The 20,020-nt window shown below is 73.1% G+C and carries 18 protein-coding genes and 2 tRNA genes; 7 read left to right on the forward strand and 13 right to left on the reverse strand.

The window, feature by feature from the left end:
• Positions 1-66 precede the first annotated feature (66 nt).
• The 3 genes from JAV76_RS07485 (at position 67) to JAV76_RS07490 (ending at position 395) form a co-directional block, all read left to right on the forward strand.
• Positions 67-140, forward strand: a tRNA-Ile gene (locus JAV76_RS07485).
• Between the two features lie 28 nt (positions 141-168).
• Complete coding sequence (locus tag JAV76_RS14910) at positions 169-288, forward strand: DLW-39 family protein (protein WP_230402018.1); 120 nt, start codon at positions 169-171, stop codon at positions 286-288.
• 34 nt (positions 289-322) lie between these two features.
• A tRNA-Ala gene (locus JAV76_RS07490) sits at positions 323-395 on the forward strand.
• A gap of 151 nt (positions 396-546) precedes the next feature.
• Here the strand turns inward: JAV76_RS07490 and JAV76_RS07495 are convergent.
• Both JAV76_RS07495 and JAV76_RS07500 read right to left on the reverse strand, forming a co-directional pair.
• Positions 547-1,395, reverse strand: a complete 849-nt coding sequence (locus JAV76_RS07495; RefSeq protein ID WP_198733420.1) for an NmrA family NAD(P)-binding protein — start codon at positions 1,393-1,395, stop codon at positions 547-549.
• Positions 1,396-1,405: 10 nt separating this feature from the next.
• Positions 1,406-1,957 (reverse strand): TetR/AcrR family transcriptional regulator, encoded by a 552-nt coding sequence (locus tag JAV76_RS07500; RefSeq protein ID WP_198733421.1) that lies wholly within the window; start codon positions 1,955-1,957, stop codon positions 1,406-1,408.
• Between the two features lie 293 nt (positions 1,958-2,250).
• On the opposite strand from JAV76_RS07500, the gene JAV76_RS07505 reads away from it, so the two are divergent.
• Together JAV76_RS07505 and JAV76_RS07510 are read left to right on the forward strand one after the other, a co-directional pair.
• On the forward strand, positions 2,251-2,727 hold the full coding sequence (locus JAV76_RS07505) for an aromatic ring-opening dioxygenase LigA (RefSeq protein ID WP_198733422.1): 477 nt from the start codon (positions 2,251-2,253) through the stop codon (positions 2,725-2,727).
• Positions 2,728-2,863: 136 nt separating this feature from the next.
• A complete protein-coding gene (locus JAV76_RS07510; RefSeq protein ID WP_198733423.1) occupies positions 2,864-4,000 on the forward strand; it encodes an AI-2E family transporter in 1,137 nt (378 codons plus the stop codon).
• 29 nt (positions 4,001-4,029) lie between these two features.
• Here the strand turns inward: JAV76_RS07510 and JAV76_RS07515 are convergent, their stop codons facing one another.
• From JAV76_RS07515 to JAV76_RS07545, 7 genes are all read right to left on the reverse strand, one after another.
• Complete coding sequence (locus tag JAV76_RS07515) at positions 4,030-4,887, reverse strand: UbiA family prenyltransferase (RefSeq protein ID WP_198733424.1); 858 nt, start codon at positions 4,885-4,887, stop codon at positions 4,030-4,032.
• Positions 4,884-6,464: a methyltransferase domain-containing protein gene (locus tag JAV76_RS07520; protein WP_307844075.1), complete on the reverse strand. Its 1,581-nt coding sequence runs from the start codon at positions 6,462-6,464 to the stop codon at positions 4,884-4,886. Before JAV76_RS07520 ends, JAV76_RS07515 begins: the two co-directional genes overlap by 4 nt.
• Before the next feature lie 13 nt (positions 6,465-6,477).
• Complete coding sequence (locus JAV76_RS07525; protein WP_198733425.1) at positions 6,478-7,368, reverse strand: SDR family oxidoreductase; 891 nt, start codon at positions 7,366-7,368, stop codon at positions 6,478-6,480.
• 76 nt (positions 7,369-7,444) lie between these two features.
• Complete coding sequence (locus tag JAV76_RS07530; protein ID WP_198733426.1) at positions 7,445-8,053, reverse strand: hypothetical protein; 609 nt, start codon at positions 8,051-8,053, stop codon at positions 7,445-7,447.
• The gene (locus tag JAV76_RS07535) at positions 8,050-9,252 is read right to left on the reverse strand and encodes a serine/threonine-protein kinase (RefSeq protein ID WP_198733427.1); all 1,203 of its coding nucleotides are present in this window, start codon (positions 9,250-9,252) and stop codon (positions 8,050-8,052) included. Before JAV76_RS07535 ends, JAV76_RS07530 begins: the two co-directional genes overlap by 4 nt.
• A gap of 73 nt (positions 9,253-9,325) precedes the next feature.
• Positions 9,326-9,880, reverse strand: a complete 555-nt coding sequence (locus JAV76_RS07540) for a DJ-1/PfpI/YhbO family deglycase/protease (protein ID WP_198733428.1) — start codon at positions 9,878-9,880, stop codon at positions 9,326-9,328.
• A gap of 48 nt (positions 9,881-9,928) precedes the next feature.
• Positions 9,929-11,632, reverse strand: a complete 1,704-nt coding sequence (locus tag JAV76_RS07545; protein WP_198733429.1) for a BCCT family transporter — start codon at positions 11,630-11,632, stop codon at positions 9,929-9,931.
• Between the two features lie 140 nt (positions 11,633-11,772).
• On the opposite strand from JAV76_RS07545, the gene JAV76_RS07550 reads away from it, so the two are divergent.
• Positions 11,773-12,408: a PilZ domain-containing protein gene (locus tag JAV76_RS07550; RefSeq protein ID WP_307844077.1), complete on the forward strand. Its 636-nt coding sequence runs from the start codon at positions 11,773-11,775 to the stop codon at positions 12,406-12,408.
• A gap of 77 nt (positions 12,409-12,485) precedes the next feature.
• Positions 12,486-14,783, forward strand: coding sequence for a putative bifunctional diguanylate cyclase/phosphodiesterase (locus JAV76_RS07555; RefSeq protein ID WP_198733431.1), 2,298 nt, complete (start codon positions 12,486-12,488; stop codon positions 14,781-14,783).
• On the opposite strand, the gene hrpB is transcribed toward JAV76_RS07555, so the two are convergent.
• Genes hrpB through JAV76_RS07575 form a run of 4 tightly spaced genes read right to left on the reverse strand, consistent with a single transcriptional unit; the run spans position 14,727 to position 20,012 of the window.
• Entirely contained in the window at positions 14,727-17,216 is a 2,490-nt protein-coding gene (gene hrpB / locus JAV76_RS07560; RefSeq protein WP_198733432.1) for an ATP-dependent helicase HrpB, read from the reverse strand. The two genes, JAV76_RS07555 and hrpB, sit on opposite strands and share 57 nt — an antisense overlap.
• Before the next feature lie 46 nt (positions 17,217-17,262).
• Positions 17,263-18,618 (reverse strand): DUF2254 domain-containing protein, encoded by a 1,356-nt coding sequence (locus JAV76_RS07565; RefSeq protein ID WP_198733433.1) that lies wholly within the window; start codon positions 18,616-18,618, stop codon positions 17,263-17,265.
• Positions 18,619-18,678: 60 nt separating this feature from the next.
• Positions 18,679-19,599 (reverse strand): potassium channel family protein, encoded by a 921-nt coding sequence (locus JAV76_RS07570; protein ID WP_198733434.1) that lies wholly within the window; start codon positions 19,597-19,599, stop codon positions 18,679-18,681.
• Complete coding sequence (locus JAV76_RS07575) at positions 19,599-20,012, reverse strand: CoA-binding protein (RefSeq protein ID WP_198733435.1); 414 nt, start codon at positions 20,010-20,012, stop codon at positions 19,599-19,601. Before JAV76_RS07575 ends, JAV76_RS07570 begins: the two co-directional genes overlap by 1 nt.
• Positions 20,013-20,020: the final 8 nt, after the last annotated feature.

Below are 20,020 nucleotides of genomic sequence, written 5' to 3' on the forward strand. Positions count from 1 at the left end.
CTGCATCAGACAGACCGTCGGACGGCGCGGGGCATACCGCGACGCTGAAGGGACGACGATGTGCACGGGCCTTTAGCTCAGGCGGTTAGAGCGCTTCGCTGATAACGAAGAGGTCGGAGGTTCAAGTCCTCCAAGGCCCACTGCCGGAACCCACCCAGGGGGGATCGTATGAAGAAGGTTCTGTTCACGCTGCTCGCTGCAGGTGCTGCGTTCGCCGCATGGCGCGCGTTCACCAAGGACGACGCCGAGCGAGACCTCTGGGCAGAGGTCACAGACACCGTCGAGTGATCTGATCCCGGTACACCGCGCACCTGGTGCGCACGGGGCCATGGCGCAATTGGTAGCGCACCTGCTTTGCAAGCAGGGGGTTAGGGGTTCGAGTCCCCTTGGCTCCACAGAAGTTGCGAAGGTCGAATCTGCCCCGCCCGTGTGCGGGGCAGATTCGTCTCCGCGAGTGCCAGCGGGCTGATGGACGGGATCAGCCTCAGATCCGGTGGTAGAACCTCATCGCCACGAGCGTGCTGCCGCCCTGCCTGGGATCCCGGCTCACTCGCCTCGGAAGGCCGCCGTGTTCTCGAGCGCGAAGTCCGCGAAGGTGCGTGCGGGACGCCCGAGCACGTCCGGCACCGTCGAGGACACCTCGGCGGCCTCGCCGCGTGCGTAGTGGGCGTAGTCCTCGAGCAGGCCCTCGACCTGCCACCGCGGGAGAACACCGGTGAGCATCTCGCCGAACGCCGCGGGAGCAGTGTCCTCGAAGCGGACCTCGTGGCCGGTCGCTGACGAGAGGCGTCCAGCGAGCTCGGCGTGGGTGAGCGAATCGGGGCCCGTGAGCGTCTGCACTCCCAGTGAGGCAGGAGAGGTCAGGGCGTGCGCGGCCACATCTCCGATGTCGCGCACGTCGACGAGGCTGACCCGTGCATCGCCGACCGGTGCAGGGAGGATCTGTGCCGATCTCACGATGCTCGACACGGCGAGGAGGCCCTGCATGAAGAGGTTCGGGCGCAGGGCAGTGACGTCCAGTCCCGAAGCGAACGCGTGCTGCTCGACCGCCGCGTGGTAGCGGAGGAAGCGCACGGGGGAATCGATGATCGATCCGAGCTGCGACAGCAGCACGACGTGCTCCACGCCGGCCTCGACGGCGAGATCGACGAACCGCTTCTGCTGCATCTCGGCGCGTTCGGTCGACGGGGTCACCAGGTATGCGGCCCGTACACCGTCGAGTGCCGCGCGCACGCTCTCTGCGTCGTCGAGGTCTGCCTGCACAGCCCACTCGGCGGACGACGGGTTCCGGGACATCGGGCGGAACGGCACACCCTGTGCGCCCAGGGCCGCCGCGGTGGCGCGACCGGTGGAGCCGGTGGCTCCCGTGATGAGGATGTCGGGTGCGATGAGCATGTCTTCTCCTTCAGATCTCGGGATGGCGGAGGTTATCGGTCAGGATGCGCGTCCAGTCGTCGTCGAGGTCGGCGATACCGGACGTCACGACGAGGTGGCAGAGCTGCCCGTAGGCGATGAATCGCTGCACGTCGTCGTCGGGAGCTCCTGAACGCTGTTTCGCGAAGCGGGTGGTGCGGGCGAGGCCGGCGCGGAGGGAGTCACCGATGGCGGGCAGCATCGCGACCGACTGTGCATGCACCTGGATCAGGAGCAGCGTGCGATCCGCGATGAGCTCGGCGTAGGCGTCGCCCATCGCATCGAGGATCTCGCCGGGCGTCCCGCTCGCAGGGGCGGACGCGAGCGTCTGCTCGATGCGCTCGAAGCACTCGTCGAGCGCGGCGACGAACAACGCCTCCTTGCCTCCGAACAGCTTGAGCACGTACGCGCTGGAGATCGCTGCTTCGCGTGCGACGTCTGCGATCGTCGTGCCGGTGTAGCCGCTGCGAGAGAACGCCGTGAGGGCCGCGCTGACGATCGTGGACCGTCGATCGGCCGCGGTGGAGAGCGAGCGTAGAGTCATGTGAGTGACTGTACACTCACTCTTGTGCAGCGTGGTGATCGGGATGGGGCCACGAAGGGCCCGCCCACATGGTCGGGGCCCTTCCGCGTCTGGTCGCTCCTTCCGGGGAGGGTTCACCCGCCGTCGGCCTGACCGGACGTCAGATCCCGGACCAACGTCCCGGGAAAGAGCCCTTCACGGAGACCATGCTGGATACCAGGAGGCGACAGTCGCCCCCGGCGGAACCACCCCCTCCACGAACGCCCACCAGGCTCTCGAGGAACCCGTCCCGCACCCCTGGGAAAGGCACGACCATGAAGGACACCCGCACCACCGTCAAGCTCATCGGAACCCTCCTCGTCGCCGCAGGCCTCGCCCTCGTCCTGGCCGGCGGCACCACCTGGATCATGGTCCGCAGCCAGCTCGTCGCCGAGAACATCACCGTCGCCGAGGACGCCGCGATGTTCGGCGGCAAGCAGGTCAACGGCCCCCTCGACGCCTACTACCAGGCCGACATCATCAACCACCACTCCCTCGACATGGCCGGCGGCAAGACCTACGCCGAGCTCGACCGCGAAGACCCCGTCCGCGCCACCGTCATGAACGGATCCTTCCTGCGCTCCTCGCTGTTCACCTCCGTCATCGCCTTCGGAGTCGCAGCCTTCGCCGCAGGCATGGGCATCCTCTTCGCCCTCACCGGCCTCGCCCTGCGCAAGATCGCACCCAGCATCGGCGCACCCACAGTCCCGGCGGACACCACCCCCTCGCGGGCCGCCCGCGCGACCGCCTGACCGCAGGCCCCAGCACGCCCCCACCCGGCCCCGGCCCTCTCGACGGAGAGGACCGGGGCCGTCGTCGTCCCACCGCCGCCCGCCACGTCCCGACCTCGCCGTGCCGCACGGGCACCCCTCCCGTAGCGTTCCCCACATGAAGGCCAACCGCACCACCCCACGACCGCTCTGGCAGGACTCTCTCGGCCGTGCCGCCGTCCGCAGCGCCCAGGTCCTCCTCGTCCTCGCGCTCGCGACCTGCGTGGTCCTCGCGCTCGTCGAGCTCAAGCTCGTCGTCATCCCCATCCTCATCGCGTCGATCATCGCCGCGGCGGTCAGCCCCGTCGTCCGGTTCCTGCGCAACCGCGGCCTCCCCGCCGCCCTCGCCACCTGGGCGGCGATGCTCACCGGCATCGGGGTCCTGGGGGCCGTCGGATGGCTCATCGGACGCGCCGTCCGCAGCGAGTGGGACGAGCTCGTCTCCTCCGCCGGTCAGGGCGTCGACGAGCTCCAGCGCTTCGCGACCGAAGGGCCGCTCGGTCTCGACAACGACCAGCTCGACGCCGCACGCGAGCAGGCCACCGAGCTCCTCCAGAGCGACGGCGTGCAGAGCGGTGCCATCGCGGGGGCCACCGCCGCGGCCGAGGTCGTCACCGGGCTCCTGCTCGGCGCCGTCATCCTCTTCTTCCTCCTCAAGGACGGCCGCAAGATCTTCGAGTTCCTCATCAAGCCGCTCGACGACACGACCCAGGACCGGGCCAAGGACATCGGGAACCAGTCCGTCGGCGTCCTCGGCGGCTATGTGCGGGGCACGGCGATCGTCGCCCTCGTGGACGCGCTCGTCATCGGCATCGCGCTGGCGATCCTCGGCGTCCCTCTCGCGCTCCCCCTCGCGACCATCGTCTTCCTCGGGGCGTTCATCCCCCTCGTGGGTGCGACCGCCTCCGGGATCCTCGCGGCCCTCGTCGCCCTCGTCGCCAACGGCCCCGTCACCGCGCTCATCGTCATCATCGTGGTCATCGCCGTGAACCAGCTCGAGGGCGACCTCCTGGCACCGGTGGTCATCGGGCGGGCGCTGTCCCTGCACCCCCTGGTGATCCTGCTCGCACTGACCATCGGCACCATCCTTTCCGGCATCATCGGCGCGCTCCTCGCAGTCCCGATCGCCGCGGTCGCGTGGACCGTGGTCAAGGGGTGGGCGCAGTCCTCCCCCGACCGGGAGCCCGCCGGGGAGCCGGCGACGCTCGGTGCCGGCGGGCACCCCACCGAGGGCGACGGGACCTCCGCGCCCTGACCTGCCTCAGTGGCTGAGTCTGACCTGCGTCAGTCGCTGAGCCGCGTGCCGCTGAGCGCGAGCTGGGCGGCCACGAGCAGCGACGCGACCACCACGAGACGGAACAGCAGCCGGCTCGGTGGTCGCGTCACGACGAGGACCGTCCCCCATGCGGCGATCACCACGGACACGACGGCACCCGCCATCCCCACCACGGAGACCGGGGCAGGGCTCGCGACGACGGGACCGACGAGGACGAGCAGCCCCGCGACGGCCAGCGCCGCGAACGCCACGACCCCCGAGGTGACCCGGCCCAGGCGGTGCGGGAGCCCTGCCACGCCGGTGCGGGCGTCGTCGTCGAGGTCGGGCAGGACGTTGGTGAAGTGGATGGAGACGCCGAAGACGCCACCGACGGCCAGCGCCCAGGGTGCGGCGACGGCCGGGTCGGGGGCGGCGAGGGTGGCGACCGCCGGCAGCGCCCCGAAGCTCGTGACGAACGGCGCCACGGACCATCGGGTGCGCTTGAGCCACGCGTTGTACGCCCACCCGCCGGCCACGAGGAGCCCGTGGGCGACCGCGACCCCCGCGCCGAGGACGAGCGACAGGACGACGCTCACCGCGAGCGTCACGTAGGCGGCGTCCCGGACCACCCGGACGGGCACCAGGCCCTGGGCGACGGGCTTGTCGGTGCGCCCCACGGCCGTGTCGCGGGCGGCGTCGATCCAGTCGTTGGAGAAGCCGATGGACAGCTGCCCGGCGAGGACCATGAGACCGAGGAGCACGACGCGTCCCGGCGTGACACCGACGCTCAGTGCCAGGACGGTCGTCAGCGTGGTGACGGCGACCGTGGGGCCGGGGTGCGACGACCCGAGGAGGGCCCGCACGCGGTCACGGACGGTGGCGCTCATGCGGTGGCCGGGCGACGGGCGACGGCCAGCACGTGGGTGCTGGGCCAGGGCACGGGCGTCCCCGCCGTGTCGAGGATCCTGGCACCGACGGACAGCCGGTGCTCCACGAGCCACTCGTTGCGCCACGGCTCCGACGCGGCGTCGAGGACGAACCCGGCGTCGGTGAGGATCGTCACCCAGTCGTCGTACGTGAGGTCGCAGAAGCGCTCGTGACACTCGCTGAGGTAGCTGTCGGTGTAGTCGCGCGTGCAGAGGAACTCCATGGCGGCCCGGAGGGTGAGCTCCGCGGTGGTGTCGTCCACCCAGCGCACGTCGCACGCGCCCCCGGACGCCGCAGGGAAGTCCTGGGCGAACTGCCTCAGCCGCCCGGCGGGGCTCAGTCCCTCGATGAAGCGGGCCACGCGGGGGCCGTCCCACCCGGTGAGGTCGACGGGCAGGTCAGCGGGGTCGCCCGGGTCGCCGTCGAGGTGCAGGTGGACCGTGCGGTCCGGGTCGTCGGGCCCGAGGACGTCGGAGAGCACCCACACCCCGCCCGGGGCGGTGTGCTCGTAGATGCGGCGCGCGAGGTGCTCGAGGTCGGCGCGTCCGTCGCCGTAGCTGGAGATCTCGTGGGTGAGCGCCACGGTGAGCGTCGTCGACACGGATGCCGGGGGGAAGACCGGGGCGCGCAGGAGGTTGCGCTGGGCGAAGAAGACGTTGGGGTTGGCGAAGACACCCTGGGCCTTGCGGTGCTCGGCCTCCGCGACGAGGTGCCGTGAGACGTCGACCCCGTAGAGGTCCGACTCCCCCAGCTCTGGAGCGCGTGACGCGCGCTCGAGGAGCCCTCCGGCCGCGCACCCGAGGTCCACCACCCGCCCGGGGACGACGTAGGGCGCGACCTGCGACCACTTGCGGTCCGACGCGGCGTCGAAGTCGGCGGTGTAGGTGCGGTAGTCGCGGGTCTCGGTGAGGTCGCCCTCGCTGGAGACCGTGGGGTCGTGGTGGACGAGGCGCACGGCGTCGTCGAGTCGGTACCGCTGGTAGAGCTCGACGGCGGCGGGGTGGGCGAGCTCCGTCCACCGGTCCTCGCCGTCCGCGAGCATCTCGAGGACGTCCCACGGGCGGGCGACCGGGCCCTCGGTGCCGGCGTCGGCGCCGAGCTCGACAGGCAGGATGCGGTACCCGAGCCCGGCGTACATGTCCATGACGGCCGGTGTGGAGCAGGCGACGACCGTGTCGTCCGGGGTGAGCCGCACCCCGCAGGTGAGCTCGACGCTCGACACGACGGTGGTGGCGAACCTCGGGCTGGGTGGCACGTCCGCGACGGGGGCCACGAGGCTGGGCAGCTTCTCCACCGCCGAGACCCTCTCCACGAGCGCCTCGCGGCGGTGCGCCGGCACCGGGTTGCGGCGGGTCCCGCTGTGCGTCGCGGACGTCACGGCCCACACGACCTGCGCGCCGGGGATCGGCCGCACGGGCAGGCCGTCGGTGTCGACGGCCTGCCCTGCGAGCACCGAGCGGAGGTACTCCACCTGGAACGACGTCACCATGTGGTGGCGTCCGGGGAACAGGATGTGGGTCGGTGCGTCTGTGGTCACGCGCAGAACGGTGTCACATGAGACGCCCGCCGGTCACACCGATGCGGTCGCCGGTGATGTAGCTGGACTCCTGCGACGCGTAGAACACGTACGCGGGGGCGAGCTCGGCGGGCTGGCCGGCACGTCCGAGCGGGGTCTCGCCACCGAAGCCCTCCACCTTCCCGTCGGGCATGGTCGCCGGGATGAGCGGCGTCCAGATGGGCCCCGGTGCCACGGCGTTGACGCGGATGCCCTTCTCGGCGAGCTGCTGCGAGAGGCCGCGGGTGAAGTTGAGGATGGCGGCCTTGGTGGAGGCGTAGTCGAGCAGGGGCGGGCTGGGGTCGACGGCCTGGATGGACGTGGTGTTGATGATGGAGGAGCCGGCGGGCAGGTGCGGGACGGCGGCCTGCGTGATCCAGAACAGGGCGTAGAGGTTCGTCTTGAACACGCGGTCCATCTGCTCGGTGGTGATCCCCAGGATCCCGTCGGGCTGCGCCATCTGGTAGGCGGCGTTGTTCACGAGCACGTCGAGCCCACCGAGCTCGGAGACCGTGTGCTCCACGAGCGCCCGGCACGTGTCCTCGTCGCGGATGTCACCGGGGAACGTCACGGCGCGGCGCCCGGCCTCCTCGATCCACCGGACCGTCTCCTGCGCGTCCTCCTCCTCCTCGGGCAGGTAGGAGATGGCGACGTCTGCGCCCTCGCGGGCGAACGCGATCGCGACGGCGCGCCCGATACCGGAGTCACCCCCGGTGATGAGCGCGCGCCGTCCCTCGAGGCGCCCGGACCCGGTGTACGACGTCTCGCCGTGGTCGGGCTCCTGCGACATCTCGTCCGTGGTCCCCGGCGGCGTCATGTCGTCGGCCGGCTGCTCGGGTGCAGGCTGCTGGGTGGTCGGGTCCTGGGGTGTGGTCTGATCCGTCATCTCTCGAGTCTCGTCCCAGGCACGCCGTCCTGCATCCCGGGAGGACCGCCGTGAGGAGGACGTCCCAGGGGGGAAGTCAGCCCTTGCCCTTGCCGTTGTTCCCGGAGCTCTTGTCGGACCCGTTGCCCTTCCCGTTGTTGCTGTCGGGACCGTTCCCGTTGCCGTTGTTGCTGCCCGGCCCGTTGCCGTTCCCGTTGCTGCCGCCGTCACCCGGCGCGGGTGACTCCGGTACGGGTGCAGGAGCTGGCACGGGTGCGCCCGCGGGCTCCTCCGCAGGCGCGACGGTCGGGGCGGGCGCCGGGGGTTCGGGGACCGTCGTCTCGGTCGGCACCGCATCCTCCACCGCGGGCCCCGGAGGGTCGGCGTCGGCGCCGGCACGGGTCTCGAGCTCGGCGCGGACGTCGTCGAGCGCCGTCTGGATGCGAGCGGGGCGCGCACCGCTCACGCGGCCGCCCGCGGTGGCGAGATCCAGCTCGCGCTGGAGGGCGTCGAGCTCGGCCAACGCCTGCTCGTGCTCGCCGTCCGCGGCGGCGTGAGCGACGAGGACCACGGCCTCCTGCAGCTGCGCCGCGGTCGCTGCGTCGAGGTCCGACGCAGAGCCCTGTGTGCAGCCGCCGAGGAGGAGCGCCCCCAGGAGGACCGTGGCCAGGGCACCGCCGCGGGCTCGGGGGGTGGAGACGATCATGGTGTCACGCTCGTCATGAGGTCCGAGAGGTGGTCGTCCAGAGGTGCCTCGACGGCGGGGAGCTCCGGGGTGGAGGGTGCGTCCGTCGTGCGCCCCTGCCACAGGACGGCCCCGACGGCGAGCACGGGGACGGCCACGAGCAACGCCACCCACGACCGTGCGCGGGACCGGTGCTGGTGGTCGCCACGGGGCCCGGGCACGGTCGCGGCTGCCGGGGGCGGGTCCGCGGGCAAGTCCTGGGTGGAGCGCTCGACAGCACCCGTGGGCAGAGCCGACGAGGTCGCGACCACCGGCACCGGGCCGGTGGCCGACGCTTCACCGGCGGCCACGGCCCCGGTCGCTCCCGCCTCGTCCTCGGCCTCGAGCGCGCGCGCCCGGACGACCACGTCGAGCGGCGTGGGCCGGTCGGCGGGGTCGCGTGCGGTCATGGCGGCGAGCAGCGACTTCCACCCGTAGCCCACGTGACCCGGAACGTGCGGGTCGCTGGACAGCCGTGCGGCGAGCGCCTCGAGGAGCGGGCCGTCGAACGCGCGCTCCCGGGTGAGGGACTCGAGGAGGACGAGCCCGAGCGAGTACACGTCCCCGGCGGGGCTGGGTTCCTCGCCTCGCGCCTGCTCGGGGCTGAGGTAGGCGGGGGTCCCCACGAGGATCCCCTCGGCCGTGAGCCGTGTGGAGTCCACGAGGTATGCGATCCCGAAGTCCGCGAGCCGCGCACGGAACTCGTGCGTCGGCAGGAGCGACGGGCCCAGGAGGACGTTGCCGGGCTTGATGTCCCGGTGCACCACCCCGGCCTCGTGGACGGCGTGCAACGCCTCGGCGAGGTCGCCGGCCATCCGCGCGACGTCGACGCGAGCCAGGGGGCCCTGGGCGATCCGCTCCCCCAGGTGCGGGCCCTCCACGAGCTCCATGACGAGCACGGGTCGCTCGCCGCCGTGGTCCGCGTCCGTGCAGACGTCGAAGAGGGTGACGAGGGACGGGTGGTGGAACGAGGCGAGGAGATCCACCTCGGCGCGCTCGCGCGCGCCGTGCGGCGCCGTGGTCCCGGGCGCGAACACCTTGAGCGCCACGGCACGGCCGAGCACCTGGTCCCGGGCCCGGTACACCGCTGCCGTCCCCCCGCGGCCGAGGAGCGCCTCGACGACGTACCGGTCGGCGACCGTGCTCCCGGCCTCGAGGACCGTCTGGACGTCCGTCGTCATCGGGGCCTCCTCGTTGCTCCGCTCCTCATGCTAGGAGCGGAGCCCGAGGACGGCGCGGTGAGCGCGGGTGGTATCAGCCGCCCAGCTCGGAGACGATCGCCGTGACGAACGCGTCGAGGTCGTCCGGTGTACGTGACGTGATGAGCGTCCACTTGCCCGAGTCGTCGCGGACGACCTCCTCGTCCACCCACGTGCCACCGGCGTTGGTCACGTCGGTCCGCAGGCTCGGGAACGACGTGAGCGACTTCCCGCGGACGAGGTTGGCCTCGACGAGCGTCCACGGCGCGTGGCAGATCGCGGCGACGGGGTTCCCGGCCGCCGAGACGTCACGCACGAGGTCGAGCGCGTCGTCGTCGAGCCGCAGGGTGTCGGCGTTGATCGTGCCGCCGGGAAGGACCAGCAGGTCGAAGTCGCCCGCGGAGACCTCGGCGATCGTCGTGTCGGGGTCCACCTCCGGGCCGGGCTCGTCGTCCATCACGAGGGTGCGGACCGGTGCGGCCTCCTGGGCCGCGTGCGTGACGGTCGCTCCCGCCTCGCGCAGGCGGGTGAGCGGGACGATCAGCTCGTCGCGTTCCACGCCGGCGTTGGTGGTGACGACGAGGATTCGGGCATCGGTGATGCTTGGCACAGTATTTCTCTCCCAATGGTCGTGGAGCGGTCGTGCACGCTGACCTCGTCAGCCTTCCACGGGGCCCTCCGGCGGGCGACCCGAGGGCTGACGGGTCGAGGGGTGGCGGCGCCGGATGCGGCCCACGAGGCCCACCCCCGCACCGCGCTGCGCGGGCTCCTCGACCTCGAGGCCGTAGTACTCCCCGATGTGCGCACGGAACGCCGCGCGGGAGGCCCGCTCGTACGCGCGGTGCTCCCGGGCGAACGCGATGGACGTGGACCAGCAGATGCCGAGCATGATCACGCTGAACGGCAGGGCGATGATGATCGCCGCGGTCTGCAGGGCGGACAGTCCGCCCGACAGGAGCAGCGCGATCGCGAGCACCGAGGACGCGCAGGCGAAGAACACCCGGATCCACCGCCTGGGCTCCACCGATCCCCCGGTCGCGATCATCGCCATGACGAGGGACCCGGAGTCCGCCGAGGTGACGAAGAACACGGCGATGAGCAGCACCACACCGATGGTCAGGACCGAGCCGGCCGGGAGCTGGGCCAGCATCTGGAAGAGGGCGCTCTCCACGTCGACCGACCCGTCGGACCCCACCAGACCACCCGGCCCCGCGAGCTCCGAGTACAGGGCCGCTCCCCCGAGGACGCTGAACCACAGGAACGTGATGGCCGTGGGGACGAGGATCACGCCGGTGACGAACTGCCGCACCGTGCGCCCCTTGGACACCCGGGCGATGAAGATCCCCACGAACGGCGCCCACGAGATCCACCAGCCCCAGTAGAACGTGGTCCAGGCGGCCTGCCACGCCTCGCCCTCGGCACCGGCGAACGCGCTCACGGTGAACGAGAGGCTGATGAAGTTCTGCAGGTAGTTGCCGATCCCCTGGACCAGGTCGCGCAGCAGGAACTGCGTCGGTCCGACGATGAGGATGAACACCACGAGGACGCCCGCGAGCGCCAGGTTGAAGCTCGACAGCCACTTCATGCCCTTGGTCACGCCGGAGACGACGGAGAAGATGACCGCTCCCGTGATGATGACGATGAGGACGATGCTCGTGAGGTCCGAGGCCTCGACGAAGCCGGCGCTCTCGAGCCCGGCGCCGATCTGCACGACGCCCAGCCCCAGGGATGTGGCCACACCGAAGACGGTGCCCACGAGCGCCACGACGTCGATGACGTCGCCCCAGCGCCCGCGCACCCGTGACCCGAGGAGCGGCTCGAGGGTCCACCGGATGGAGATGGGCCGTCCACGACGGTGGATGGCGTAGGCGAGCGCGAGGCCGATGACGACGTAGATCGCCCAGGCGTGCACGCCCCAGTGGAGGAACGTCTGGGACATCGCCTGCTGGGCCAGCTGCCCGGCGGAGCCGGAGACGCCGGGGCGGGGGTCGGCGAAGTGGCTCAGCGGTTCGCTCACACCGTAGAAGACGAGACCGATGCCCATCCCGGCGGCGAAGAGCAACGAGAACCATGCGCCGAGCGAGAACTCGGGCTCGTCGTCGTCCTTGCCGAGGCGGATGTCGCCGTACCTGCTGAACCCGACCCACAGGCAGAACGCCACGAAGAGCGCCGAGATGAGGACGTAGTACCAGTTGAAGTTCGTGACGATGCTGCTCTGGATCGTGTCGAAGACCCGGCCTGACGCGTCGGGGGCGATCATCGCGGCGGCCGCGAAGGCGACGATGATCACCGCCGCGGGCCAGAAGACGGCACGGTTGACTGTTCCGCCAGGGGCGGTTGAGGGTGGTTGAGGCTCGACCATGCCCCCCAGGCTAGGCCGGACCGCCCCGGATCACCGACCGGAGGCCTCCGGCGCAGGTGTGACGGGGACGATGCTCAACTCCGCGACGGGACCGCCGATGTACTGGGCATGGGAATGTGGACTCGCGTCCGGAGGACGCGGTGAACGGTGCCCTGCTCCCGTCCGTCGGCGAGCAGGTCGAGGTGTCGGTCTCGGACGAGCGCTCGTACACGACGTGGGTCGACGCGGTGGAGGGCGACCTCCTGAGCGTCTTCACGCCGCACGACGTCCTCGTCGGCGACCTCCCGGACGTCGGGACGCCGGTGATGCTCCGGTGGCACAGCCACCGCGGGCGCCACTTCGTGGACGCCGCGTTCGTCGGCACGCACGACGACGGTGGCCGGCAGTGGGTCCTCGAGCTCGACAGCTCGGTGCGGATCGCCCAGGACCGGCGGTACGTGCGGGGGGCCGGCGGTGAGGTCCTCACCGTGAGCCGCGAGGAACCTGCCCTGGGGCCCGTCGAGGGCGTCGCCGTGGACCTCAGCGAGGGTGGGCTGCGTGGCGCGTTCGACCCTGCCTCGGTCGCCGACGTCGCGGAGGACGACGTCCTCACCGTCGACGTGCTGCTCGACGGGCAGTCCGTGGGCCTCGCCGCGACGGTGCTGCGTGTCCTCCCCCAGTCGGACCGCACGGACCTCGTGGTCGTCTACGAGCCGGACGACCGCACCGCGACGAGGATCCGGCGCCACGTGCTCGAGGCGCAGCGCCTCGCGCGGCAGGCCGCGCGCGAGGAGTAGCACCCTCACGAACGGCTCTGCGTTGCCGATGGGCGGGGTGTCGGGCGCGTCCGCCCGGCACCGTCCGGAGGTCAGGCATGCAGCTCAGCGCCCGCGCGACGGCCCGCAGGGGTCTCGTCGTGCTCATGTGCGCGCTCCTCGTGGTGTACGTCGCCTTCCTCGCGGTGGGCGACCTGTCCGCCACGGGTCCTCTCGTCGAGGGGACCCTGAGCCTGCTCACCCAGTGGCTGCCCGCGATCGTGTGCTGGACGGCCGTCACGGCGACCCGGTTCCGCCGCGCCGAGACGGTCCTCGCCGCGGCGGCGATCACCGCGAACGCCGTCGGCGACACCTGGTACGTGGTGGCGACGCTCCTCGGGGCGGAGCCGCCCTTCCCGTCGCCCGTCGACCTCGTGTACCTCCTGTTCTACCCCCTCATGCTCGCCGCCATGGTGGTCGCCGCGAAGCGCGCCCTGCCGCGGGTCACGGCGCTCGTGTGGCTCGACGCCACCGTGGGGTCCTTCGGGGCGGCGGCGGTCCTTGCGGTCGTCCTCGACCCGGTCCTCGCCTCGGCGCGCACGGAGGCCGGTCCGCTCGCGGTGTCGGTGGCCGTCGCCTACCCGATGTCCGACCTCGTGCTCGTCTCGGCGATCGCCGGCATCGGGGCCCTCGCGGGGCTGCGCGCGGCGCGGTCGTGGTTGCTGCTGGCCGTGGGCCTGCTGTTCTTCGCGGCCTCCGACGTGCTCTTCGCGCTCCAGGTCGCCCAGGACACGTACACGATGGGGACCGTCGTCGACGCGTGGTGGCCGGTCGGTCTCGCGCTCATGGCCCTGTGGGCCGTGCGGACGATGGACGTGGAGGACGAGCACCCGCCCGAGGCGCGCCGCACCGGGGCGTTGACGCTCCTGTCCCCCGCCGTCGCCACGGTCGCCGCGCTCGGGGTGCTCGTCGCCGGCACCCGGACCGACCTGTCGGGGCTCGCCGTCGCCCTGTCGACGGTGGCGCTGCTCCTCGCGGGCGCCCGCACCCAGGTGGCGTTCGTGCGTCTCGCGGCGATGGCCGACCTGCGTCGGCAGGAGGCGGCGACGGACCCGCTCACGGGCCTGCCCAACCGCCGCTCGCTCTCCGCGGACGCGCGCGCCGAGCTCACCGACGGCCGTCGCCGGGCCCTCCTGCTGCTCGACCTCGACCGGTTCAAGGAGGTCAACGACAGCCTGGGGCACCACGTCGGTGACCTCATGCTCGTCCAGGTGGGCGCGAGGCTGCGCCGTCACGTGGGTCCCTCGGACCTCCTCGCGCGCCTCGGCGGCGACGAGTTCGCGATGCTCCTCGACGACGCGGGCGTGGCGGAGGCCCTCGGGCTCGCCGACGCCGTCCACGAGGCGGTCGCCGGGACCTTCCTCGTGGAGGACACCGCGATCCACTCCTCGGTGAGCATCGGGGTCGCCCTCTTCCCCGACGACGGGCGCGACCTCTCGACGCTTCTGCGCAAGGCCGACATCGCCATGTACCGGGCGAAGTCCACCGGCACCGGCGTCCACGTGTACGACGCCGTCGACGACGTGGACGGCGCGGAACGCCTGCGGGTCACCGAGGAGATCCGCACGGCCCTCACCACCGATCAGCTGGTCCTCCACTACCAGCCCAAGGTGGACCTCGTGGACGGACGGGTGCGCGGCGTGGAGGCGCTGGTCCGGTGGCAGCACCCGGACCGGGGCCTGCTGCCACCGGTGGAGTTCCTCGGGCTCGTCGAGGAGCTCGGTCTCATGCGGTCCCTCACGGACATCGTCCTGCGCAGCGCCCTCGACCAGGCGTCGCGGTGGCGCGCCGCAGGTCGGGACCTCGAGGTCGCCGTGAACCTCTCGGCGAGCGGTCTCGTCGACGTGGACCTCCCCGACCGTGTCGACGCGATCCTCCGCGAGCGCGGCCTGCCGCCGCAGGTCCTCCAGCTGGAGATCACGGAGGAGTTCCTCATGCGGGACCGCGAGCGCGCCCGGTCAATCCTGGCGCGGCTGCGGGCGACGGGGGTCCAGGTCGCCCTGGACGACTACGGCACGGGCTTCAGCTCGTTGGGCTACCTGCGTGACCTGCCGCTGGACGAGCTCAAGCTCGACCGGTCGTTCGTGGCACCGATGGTCGACGAGCCGCGGGCCGCGGCCATCGTGGCGTCGACGATCGGGCTGGCGCACAGCCTGGGGCTGCGGATGGTGGCGGAGGGCATCGAGACGCGGGAGGTGTTCGACGCGCTGGCGCGGCTGGGGTGCGACCAGGGGCAGGGGTACCACATGTCGCGTCCGGTGCCGGCGGTCGAGCTCGAGGCGTGGTTGGACGCGCGCTGGTCAGGTGGAGGGGTCGACGGGCCACGCGTGCTTGGGGTAGCGCCCCCTGAGGTCTGAGCGGACCTGGGGGTAGCCGGTGCGCCAGAAGGACTCGAGGTCCGAGGTGACGGCTGCCGGGCGTCGTGCGGGTGAGAGCAGGTGGAGGAGGACGGGGACGCGGCCGTCGGCGACGCGGGGTGTGGTGCGCCACCCGAAGGCCTCCTGGACGCGGACGGCGAGGACGGGTTGGTCGTCGTCGTAGCGCAGGCGGGCGGTGCCGCCCCCGGGGAGCGGGACGCGTTCGGGGGCGAGGTCGTCGAGCCGGGCGGCGTCGGGCCATGGCAGGAGGCGGCGCAGGGCTGCGAGGACGTCGGTGCGGCGCAGCTGGGAGGCGGTGCGGATGCGGTCGACGTCGAGCCAGGTCCGCAGGCCGTCGAGGAGCGCGTCGTCGGAGACGTCGGGCCAGGGGTGTCCGAGCACGCGGTGGCAGAAGGCCATGCGGGCGCGCAGCTCGCGGGCGGCGTCGGTCCACGGGAGGGCGTCGAGGCCGTCGGTGGCGAGGTGGTCGTGGACGGCTGCGGCGACGAGGTCGGGCGGCGGGTCGATGGTGGCCGAGGCGAGCTCGACGGCCCCGAGCCTGGTGGTGCGGCGGGCGACCACCCGTCCGTCCGCCCAGCGGACGTCGTCCTCCTCGTGGAGGTCGGCGAGGGCCGCCTCGACGGCGAGGTCCTCGTCGAGGGGGGCGGCGGAGCGGACGGTGGCGTCCCGGCGTCCTGCGCCGCGGTCGGCGTCGGCGACCGCGAGCCACCCGTACCCGGCGAGGGGTGAGCCGGGCGGCAGCACGGCCCCGGTGCCGGACACCATGAGGTAGGCGGACCCGGTGGGCCGGCGTCGTGCGACGCGCTCGGGGTGGGCGAGGGCGACGACGAGCCCGACGGCGAGGTCGTCGGTGAGGCGTGACGCGCCGCGGGTCCCTCGGGTGCCCTCGGTGGCCGTCCGTTCGGCGCGGCGCACCTGGGCGACCCAGGAGGCGGGCCGGTCGCGTCGGTAGGAGCGCAGCGCCGCGACGAGGTCGGCGCCGGGCGCGCGGACGTCCTCGGACAGGAGGGCGACGACCTCGGCGGCGCGACGGGCACCGACGAGCGGGGCCGCGTCGAGGAGCGCCCTGGCGAGACGCGGGTCGGTCCCGGCGCGGGCGATGCGGCGGCCGCGCCCGGTCACGGCCCCGTCGTCGTCGACGGCGCCGAGGCGGCGCAGCGTGGCCCGGGCGACGGCGAGGGCGGCGGCGGGCGGCGGGTCGAGGAGGGCGAGGCCTGTGCCGTCGGGGCTGCCCCAGCAGGCGAGCTCGAGGGCGAACGCGGTGAGGTCCGCGGTGGCGATCTCGGGGGCGGGGTGCTCGGGCAGGCGGGCGTGGTCGGGCTCCGACCAGCAGCGCAGGACAACGCCGGGCCCCTCGCGTCCGGCGCGTCCGGCGCGCTGGGCGGCGGAGGCGCGGCTGGTGCTCACCGTGACGAGGCCGGCGAGGCCCCGGCGGTGGTCGGTGCGCGGCTCGCGGGACAGCCCGGCATCGACGACGACGCGGACGCCGGGGACGGTGAGGGAGGACTCGGCGACGGCCGTGGAGACGACGACGCGTCGGCGGGGCCCGGTCTCGAGCGCGAGGTCCTGTTCGTGGGCGGTCAGCCTGCCGTGGAGGGGGCGGACGTCCACGGGCCCGGCTGCTGGACGGACCCCGGTGAGCGCACGGGTCACGGCAGCGACCTCGGCGGCACCCGGGACGAACACGAGGACGTCGCCGGGGTGGTCGTCGAGGGCTCGGCGGGCGGTGGCGGCGACGTGGTCGAGGAAGGCGCGGGTGGGGCCGCGCTCGTCGGCGCGGCGCACAGCCGTGGGAGGGGGGCACCAGCGGACGTCGACGGGGTGGAGCGAGCCGTGGGCCTCGACGACCGGGGCGGGCTGTCCGGGCGGGCCGGCCCCGAGGAGCTCGGCGGTGCGGTGCGCCTCGACGGTGGCGGACATCGCGACGAGCACGAGGTCGGGCCGCAGGGTGGCGCGGACGTCGACGAGGAGCGCGAGCGTGAGGTCGGCGTCGAGGTGGCGCTCGTGGACCTCGTCGAGGACGACGGCGCTCACCCCGGCCAGCTCGGGGTCGCGCTGCAGACGGCGCAGGAGCACACCGGTCGTGACGATCTCCACGCGGGTGGTGGGTGTCGTGGTGGACTCCCCGCGGACGCTGTGGCCGACGGTGACCCCGAGGGGCTCGCCGAGGAGGTGCGCGAGCCGGCGTGCCGCAGCCCGGGCGGCGACGCGCCGCGGCTGCGTGACGACCACGCGGCCCCCGAGCGCGTCCGCGAGCGCGGGCGGCACCAGGGTGGTCTTCCCGGTGCCGGGGGGCGCCTGGAGGACGGCGACCCGGTGCGTGCGGACCGCGGCGACGAGGGCGGGCAGGCTCTGCGTGACCGGGAGGCCGGGGGGTGAGGCGAGGAGCCGGGCGATCGGGTCGGGGTGCACCCGTGCATTGTCCTCCGGGTCGTGGTGCGCGGGCGACGTCGCCCGTTCAGGCCTGCGCGAGGGCCCGGCGCACGGCGGCGGCACGCTCACCGAAGCGCGCGACGTCGTGCTCCACGTGCCCGGCCCCGCGGAAGGCCTCCTCGAGGAGACCCACGTGGGTGAGGAGCCGTGCCCGGACGGCTCGTGACAGGGCGGCGGCGCCCACCCTCTCGACGAGCGTGAGGGTGGCGTGCATGACGCCCGGGTCCCCCGCGGCGTACCAGCGCAACGGGTCGAGCACCTCGGTGACGATGTCGACGGGGTCGACCCGGGGGGCGTGGACCCGGCGGGCCCCCGAGGGGCCTGCCCGGTCCGGGGAGGGGAGCTCGCGGCTCACGAGGTGGGTGAGGCCTGCGCCGAGGTCGTCGAGGGCGTTGGCAGCGGTGTAGGGGTCGTTGGTGCCGGGCGAGACGGCGCGCACGGCCATCTCCGTGAGCTGCTGCACCGCGAAGGACACGTCCTGGTAGGGGCTGCGCGCGTCGGAGACCCGGACGGCCGCGCGGACGGCGTCCCGGAGGTCCTTCCCGGACCGCCCGGGCGGGTGGACGAGCACGAGCGGTGTGCCGTCGAGCACGTGGTCGCCGGGGCGCACCCGCAGCACGAGGAGCACGTCGTGCTCCTCGGCGATCTCCAGGAGGTCGTCCTCCTGGACGGACTGGACGTACCCGGGGACCGCGGACCGCACGGCGTCGCCGTGGGCGAGCGCGTCCTCGAGATCGCGGTCCTGCACACCGGCGTCGTCGTGCGTGCCCTCGTCCGCGCTCCCGGCGGGTCGGCCCAGGCCCTCGGGGTAGAGGCGGTCGACCGTGTCCACCAGCTCCGCCCGCACGCGGTGCGTGAGGGTCGACACCTGGATGGAGTCGGAGATGTGGTGGATGAAGTACACGAGGACGGCGACGTTGGCGACGGCGAGGAGCACCGCGACGTTCACGGCGAGGTGGGGGACGAACACCTCGGCGTCCTGGTTGCCGGGATCCCCCACCACGCGGACCGCACGCAGCACGAGGAGGCTGTAGAGGAACGTGGCGACGTACACGCCGAGGACGGCCTGGTTGCCGCGGTCGGCCATGAAGTTCCGGACGAGGCGTGGGCCGTACGTCGACGAGGTGAGTGCCAGGACGGCCATGGTGATGGAGAACGTCGTCCCGGCCACCGCGAGGCTCGAGGACGCGATGGCACCGAGGATGTCGCGGCTGCCGCTCTCCCCCACCCTGTACAGGAGGGTCGACGCCCAGCCGGGGGTGATCCGGTCGTCGAGCGACCGGTCGAGCGCGACGAGCGCCTGGGCGAGGACGGCCGCCAGCGCGCACAGGACGGCGGGCAGGAACCAGAAGCGCTCGCGCAGGCGTTGCAGGAAGCTCACTCGGTCCACCCTGCCACCGACCCGCGCACGGTGCCGGTCGCAGCCCGGTCAGCCGGCTGGTCAGCGGGCCTGGTCGGCCGCGTATCTCCGGAACACCGCGTCCCGGTCGCCCTCACCGGGGACGTGCTGCTCGGCCAGGAGCTCCGCCAGGAGGTCGAGCGCGACGCCGAGCCTGCGGCCCGCGTCGCGGTGGCTGGGGACGGTGCAGGCCCGGTGTGCGACGCGCGAGGCGATCGGCAGGGCCAGGTCGAGCGCCACGCTCGGGTCGCTGTCGCGGAAGTAGTACGTCTGGGCGTGCTGCCACAGGTCGACGCGCACCGCGACGACGCTGCGCACGAGGTCGTCGATGACGTGCAGGGGAGGCAGACCGTGGGCGTCGTCCTCGTCCTCGTCCCCGTCCTCGTCGTGCTCGGCGCCGCTCCCTGCCGCCCGGGCGGAGCGGGCGAGCGCGTCGAGCTCGCCCGCGAGGCTGCGGCGGCGCTGGAGCGCGGGCGTGATCTGCTGCACCCAGGACATGCCGGCGGTGAGCAGACCGAAGCCGACGAGCGCCTCGCCCGCGGCGACGAGGCGCAGCACGCCCGACGCGGGCACGATGTCCCCGAACCCGAGCGTCCCGAGGACCACGGCGGACACGTAGAGGGCGTCGAGCGCCCCGGCCCAGCGGCCTTCCGGCACCCCGCTGCCGTAGACGAACGCCTCGGGCACCCACGGCCAGTACACGAGGGCGCACCCGACGACCACGAGGCTCCCCCAGACGACGATGACGGCGACGAGGACGGCAGGCCCGGCGTGGTTCTGGGCCCGGGGACCGATCCTGCGTGCCGCCCGCCACAGGACGGTGCTCACGTACCCGCTGAGGCGTCCCTGGCCGCTCGGGTGCCACAGGGTGAGGAACACGTCTCGCAGCGCACCGAGCACCAGGAGGGCCCCGACGACGCTGACGACGACCATGAGCGGGGTGGGCAGCGCCGCACCCGTCATCACAGGCCCATCCGCGGCGCCTCCATGGCCGGGCACGTGTCCATGACGACGTCGAGCCCGGCCGCGGCGGCACGTGCCGCCGCAGCCTCGTCGACGACGCCGAGCTGCAGCCACACCGCCCGGGCACCCGCGGCGACGGCCTGGTCGACGACGTCCCCGGCGAGCTCGGAGCGGACGAACACGTCGACGACGTCGACCGGCCCCGGGACGTCGGCGAGCGTCGGGTACCCCCGCGCGCCGTGGACCGTCTCGGCACGCGGGTGGACGGGCACGATCTCCATGCCGAGGTCCTGGACGTACCGGGCCACGCCGTAGGCGGTGCGGCTCTCGTTGGCGGAGAGTCCGACGACCGCCCACCGCGCGGGGGTGGTGAGCAGCCGGCGGACGACGTCGGGGTCGTTGGCGTGGGTCATGCTCCGAC

It is taken from the genome of Sanguibacter suaedae, assembly GCF_016342785.1.
Classification (GTDB): domain Bacteria; phylum Actinomycetota; class Actinomycetes; order Actinomycetales; family Cellulomonadaceae; genus Sanguibacter; species Sanguibacter suaedae.

Coding starts and splice junctions, on each gene's coding strand:
- JAV76_RS14910 (WP_230402018.1), top strand. CDS start 169: ATGAAGAAGGTTCTGTTCACGCTGCTCGCTGCAGGTGCTGCGTTCGCC.
- JAV76_RS07495 (WP_198733420.1), bottom strand. CDS start 1,395: ATGCTCATCGCACCCGACATCCTCATCACGGGAGCCACCGGCTCCACC.
- JAV76_RS07500 (WP_198733421.1), bottom strand. CDS start 1,957: ATGACTCTACGCTCGCTCTCCACCGCGGCCGATCGACGGTCCACGATC.
- JAV76_RS07505 (WP_198733422.1), top strand. CDS start 2,251: ATGAAGGACACCCGCACCACCGTCAAGCTCATCGGAACCCTCCTCGTC.
- JAV76_RS07510 (WP_198733423.1), top strand. CDS start 2,864: ATGAAGGCCAACCGCACCACCCCACGACCGCTCTGGCAGGACTCTCTC.
- JAV76_RS07515 (WP_198733424.1), bottom strand. CDS start 4,887: ATGAGCGCCACCGTCCGTGACCGCGTGCGGGCCCTCCTCGGGTCGTCG.
- JAV76_RS07525 (WP_198733425.1), bottom strand. CDS start 7,368: ATGACGGATCAGACCACACCCCAGGACCCGACCACCCAGCAGCCTGCA.
- JAV76_RS07530 (WP_198733426.1), bottom strand. CDS start 8,053: ATGATCGTCTCCACCCCCCGAGCCCGCGGCGGTGCCCTGGCCACGGTC.
- JAV76_RS07535 (WP_198733427.1), bottom strand. CDS start 9,252: ATGACGACGGACGTCCAGACGGTCCTCGAGGCCGGGAGCACGGTCGCC.
- JAV76_RS07545 (WP_198733429.1), bottom strand. CDS start 11,632: ATGGTCGAGCCTCAACCACCCTCAACCGCCCCTGGCGGAACAGTCAAC.
- JAV76_RS07555 (WP_198733431.1), top strand. CDS start 12,486: ATGCAGCTCAGCGCCCGCGCGACGGCCCGCAGGGGTCTCGTCGTGCTC.
- JAV76_RS07570 (WP_198733434.1), bottom strand. CDS start 19,599: ATGACGGGTGCGGCGCTGCCCACCCCGCTCATGGTCGTCGTCAGCGTC.
- JAV76_RS07575 (WP_198733435.1), bottom strand. CDS start 20,012: ATGACCCACGCCAACGACCCCGACGTCGTCCGCCGGCTGCTCACCACC.